This window comes from Streptomyces sp. ID05-39B (assembly GCF_033794725.1).
In the GTDB taxonomy this organism is placed as follows: Bacteria; Actinomycetota; Actinomycetes; order Streptomycetales; family Streptomycetaceae; genus Streptomyces; species Streptomyces bobili.
This window is the reverse complement of sequence record NZ_JARGEF010000400.1, coordinates 1-4,249: the sequence shown is the minus strand read 5'-3', so window position 1 is coordinate 4,249 and position 4,249 is coordinate 1. Positions and strand designations below refer to the sequence as shown.

Below are 4,249 nucleotides of genomic sequence, written 5' to 3'. Positions count from 1 at the left end.
GGGCCTCGCGGGGGGATCACCCGACACAGGCAGCCGCCAGGAGGGCCGGCCCCGACAGGTAGCCGCGCGCTCGGCGTGAAGCCAGGGGCGCGCGAAGCAGCCCCGCACCACTCCTCCACCACCGGCGCGCCCTTGACGCGCGCCCGGCGGCACGGTGTTGAACTGGCTGAACCGACCCCTGAACGAGGTCAGTTGACCCACCCTAGTCACCACCGCGCATGTTCCGCTGGAAAATGCCAGAACACTCACCCCTCGCGCACACGTTGCGTAGCTTCTTCCTCACTCAGCCGAACCGCAGGCAGGAGGGGAGCCAACGGTGCCCGGAATCGACGAGTGTCTACTGGAGGCCATGCGGCTGCCCGGAGCCCGGGGAGCGGCGCTGGTCGACTGGACCAGCGGGCTGGCCCTCGGCACGGTCGGGGAGTTCCCGGGCGGTGACCACGAGGCCGCCGCCGCCGAAGCCGCGGAGGTCGCGCGGCTCACGGCGGAGCAGCGGGCGTTCACGCCCGACGACGGCGGCGAGGACGCCGATCCCCCGGTCGAGGACCTGATCATCAGCAACCGGGACAGCTACCACGTACTGCGGTTCGTGCCCACGTCCTTCGACAGCAGCGTGTTCCTGCACGTGTGGCTGGCCCGGCCGGACGGCAATCTCGCGCTGGCCCGGATCCGGCTGGGCGAGATGGCCGGACGGCTGGTGCTGGGATGACCGTCGTGGGGACCACCCCGCCGCCCCGGCTGCCGGTGCGGGACCGCTCGGCGGGCCGCGAGCGCTCGAGCGGAGCGGTCTCGCCAATGCTGACCCGGCTCGCCGCCGAGCGGGCCACCGGTGTTCTCGAGCGCGAGGGCGGAGCGCTCTACCTGGCCGAGGGCCGGGTGGTGCACGCCGAGAGTCCCTTCGCCCCGGGCCTCGACGTGCTCCTCCTGACCCACGGCACGCTGGAGCCCGGAGTGTGGTGGGAGGCGGTGGAGCGGGCCGGCGAGGAACGCGGCGCCGCCCGCCTGCTGCTCGACGCCGGCCGGATCGGAAGGGGCGCCCTGGAGGTGTGCCATCTGGGGGCGATGTTCGACGCCGCGTACTTCGCTCTGGCGCCGAGCAGCACCCCGGGCCGCTTCCGGTACGGCGCCGGTCACTGGTTCGGTGCGCTGCGCCCGGTCCCGGTCGAGGCGGTGGAGCGCGAGACACTGCGGCGCCGCGAGCTGCTGCACCGGCTGTGGCCCGATCCGCTGCCGGACAGCGCGCCGCTGCTGCGGGCCGACCCGGCCGCGTCCCCGCTGCCGCCGTCCCGGCAGCGCGCGGTGCTGGCGCTGGTGGACGGTGTGCGCACGGCGTCGGACATCGCCCGGGAGCTGGGCCGGCCGGCGTTCCCCACGCTGATGGACGTCCGGCGGCTGGCGGCGGCGGGGCTGGTGACCGCCGGGTTCCCGCCGCCGGTCGCTCAGCCGCCGCCCGCACTCGCCCTGCCCCAGGTCAACGACCCCGACATCACCTTGCTGAAGAGGCTCAGGGATGCGCTGGAGGCCCTTTGAACGGCAGCGACCGCGCGCCGAGAGGAGCGTTCTGATGGCCGCGGAACCCGAGATACTCGCCGAGCTGCGACGGCTGCGGGCGCGGGTGCCCCAGCTGACCGGGGCACTCGTGGCCGGCGTGGACGGCCTCGTCCTGGCCCACGACACGCCCGGTGTGGAGTCGGAGGGGGTGGCCGCGCTCACCGCGACCTCGCTGGCCGTGGCCGTGCGGCTGGCGGACACCACCGGCCAGGGTGCCTTTCGTGAGCTGCTCGTGCGCGGCGTCCACGGCTACGTCGCGACGTACGCGGCCGGGGGGAGCGCCGTACTGACGGTGCTCGCGCAGGACCGCGTCAACGTCGGCCGGCTGCACCTGGAGAGCCGCCGGTGCGGCACCCGCGTCGGCGAACTCGTCGACGCCGCGGAGCGGGCGCGCGCCCCGGCCGCCCGCCCCGCCAGGACGGCTCCCGCACGGACGGCCACCGCCCGGACCAGGAGTGCGCGCACCCCGCGCCCCACGACCACCGGACCCCGTACCGCCACCGAACCCGGCACCGCCGCCGAATCGAGCACCGCCGCCGAACCACGTACGGCCACCGCACCACCTGCGGCCACCGAACCACCTGCGGCCACCGAACCGCGTACCGCGACAGCACCACGTACCACTGCCGAATCCCCGTAGCACCACCGAATTTCCGTAACACCACCGAATCCGTAGTACACCGAAGTCGAAGGGAACCGAGGACCAGTCATGGCCAACACCGAAACCGCGCTCAAAGAAGCTCTCGCCTCCATCGAGGGCGCCACCGGCGTCGCGCTCGTCGACTACACCAGCGGCATGGCGCTGGGCACGCTCGGCGGCAGCAAGACGTTCGACCTGAACGTCGCCGCCGCGGGCAACACCGACGTGGTGCGCTCCAAGATGCGCACGATGGAGCACCTCGGGCTGAAGGCCCAGATCGAGGACATCCTGATCACGCTGTCCGACCAGTACCACCTGATCCGCCTGATCGGCGGGCGCGGCGGCAACGGTCTCTTCCTCTACCTGGTCCTGGACGCCAAGCGGGCCAACCTGGCGATGGCCCGCCACCAGTTGAAGCGGATCGAGGAGGACCTGGAGGTCTGACCCACCGGACCCACCAGGTCCGACAGGTCCACCGGACCCCCCAGGTCCTGAACGAGAACTACACGAGTGCCGCGGTGCGGCGGCGCGCTCCGCCCGGAGCCGCGTCGCCCGCCGCGATGCCCGTGCTGCGGTACGACTTGACCGCCTTGCCGGCCGGACGGCCGCCGTTCCCGGCGAGCCAGTCGACGCGCACCCACAGCAGCGCGTCCCCGGCCCGTTCCAGCCGCCCGATCCAGGAGGCCTTCAGCCGCAGCCCCGTACCGCACCCGGCGAGCAGCAGGCCGGCCGCGGCGGGCACGGCGAAAGCGCTGCCCAGCGCGGCGGCGAAGGCGAGCAGCAGCCACCAGCGGTGACCGCGGCGCCAGTTGCGCACCGCCACCGAGCGGTCCTGGAGCACATCGTGCTTGCTCGCGCGGACGGCGGCACGGGCGAGCGCGGTGTACCGCCTGCGCCGCACGAGTGCCACCACGGCCGCCGCCACGATGAACAGCGCGGCCCCCGCCATCACCCCGATCCGCCGTCCCGTGAACCCGGACGGCAGTACGCCGACACCGGCCGCGACCACTCCGCACCACCACAACGGCGCGGCCCCGGCCCGTACGACGACGGCCACCCGAGCCAGTCCCTGACCTCCGCGTGCCACGTTCCGCCTCCTCGTCGCCTGGATGACTCGCATCCTTTTCCGATCGAGCAGATTAGCGAGTGAACGTGAGACGACAATGAGAACGGCACGAAAAACCCCGAGAACGTGGGCTCATTCCACGAACAGGCCCCGCACCGCGGCCCTCGCGTCGAACTCCTCCAGCCGGGCCTGCGCGTCGGGCAGGTCGTCGCACATGGCCTCCAGCAGCACCCGGCCGAGCAGCATCGGCGCGCACGCGGTGTCGAAGGCGAGGCCGGTGCCGACGGCGGCCGGCAGCAGCAGGTCGGAGACCTTGGCGACCGGCGCGAACGCGGAGTCGGCGACCGTCACGACGGTCAGCCCGGCCTCCTTGGCGTAGGCGAGGGTGTCGAGGACCTCGCGCGGGTGGCGGGGCAGCGCGAAGCACAGCAGCGTGGAGGCGCCCGCGCGGACGGCCGCGTCGATCCGGTCGTGGATCATCGTGCCGCCCTCGTGCAGCAGCCGGACGTCCGGGTGGACCTTGGCGGCGAAGTAGGCGAAGCCGTACGCCTGGGAGGCGGCGGCCCGCAGCCCGAGGACCGGCAGCGGCCGGGAGGCGGCGAGCAGCCGTCCGGCCTTCTGCACCGGCCGCGGGTCGGCGAGCACCTCGGCGAGGTGCCGGAGGTTCTCGATCTCGGCCTCGACGGCCTGCTGGTACTCGTTGTACGACGCCGAGCCCGCGCTCTGTTCGGCGGGCGCGACCTCGCGCAGGTGCCGGCGCAGGGCCGGGTAGCCGTCGAAGCCGAGGGCGACCGCGAAGCGGGTGACGGAGGGCTGGCTGACCCCGGCCAGTTCGGCCAGTTCGACACTGGACAGGAAGGGCACGTCAAAGGCGCGGCGCACCATGCTGTGCGCGATGCGCCGCTGGGTGGGCGTCAGCCGGTGCCCTTCGAAGAGGGCCTGGAGCCGGTTGGCGGGACTGTCGGCGGGCCCCCCGGTCCCCTGCCCCGCGC

The 4,249-nt window shown here is 73.6% G+C and carries 6 protein-coding genes; 4 read left to right on the top strand and 2 right to left on the bottom strand.

Annotated elements, in window-relative coordinates; translation table 11 throughout:
* Positions 1-316 precede the first annotated feature (316 nt).
* The 4 genes from P1P75_RS39975 to P1P75_RS39960 all read left to right on the top strand — a co-directional run bounded on the left by P1P75_RS39975 (position 317) and on the right by P1P75_RS39960 (position 2,635).
* The gene (locus P1P75_RS39975) at positions 317-709 is read left to right on the top strand and encodes a hypothetical protein (RefSeq protein WP_086772900.1); all 393 of its coding nucleotides are present in this window, start codon (positions 317-319) and stop codon (positions 707-709) included.
* Positions 706-1,530, top strand: coding sequence for a transcriptional regulator (locus P1P75_RS39970; protein WP_319264602.1), 825 nt, complete (start codon positions 706-708; stop codon positions 1,528-1,530). Before P1P75_RS39975 ends, P1P75_RS39970 begins: the two co-directional genes overlap by 4 nt.
* 34 nt (positions 1,531-1,564) lie before the next feature.
* Positions 1,565-2,191, top strand: a complete 627-nt coding sequence (locus P1P75_RS39965) for a roadblock/LC7 domain-containing protein (RefSeq protein WP_319264601.1) — start codon at positions 1,565-1,567, stop codon at positions 2,189-2,191.
* A 69-nt stretch (positions 2,192-2,260) separates the two neighbouring features.
* Positions 2,261-2,635, top strand: a complete 375-nt coding sequence (locus P1P75_RS39960) for a hypothetical protein (protein ID WP_319264599.1) — start codon at positions 2,261-2,263, stop codon at positions 2,633-2,635.
* Positions 2,636-2,693: 58 nt separating this feature from the next.
* Here P1P75_RS39960 and P1P75_RS39955 read toward each other — a convergent pair whose 3' ends face one another.
* Entirely contained in the window at positions 2,694-3,278 is a 585-nt protein-coding gene (locus P1P75_RS39955) for a hypothetical protein (RefSeq protein WP_319264598.1), read from the bottom strand.
* A gap of 111 nt (positions 3,279-3,389) precedes the next feature.
* A partial coding sequence (locus P1P75_RS39950; protein WP_319264596.1) for a MurR/RpiR family transcriptional regulator occupies positions 3,390-4,249 on the bottom strand: 860 nt, incomplete at its 5' end.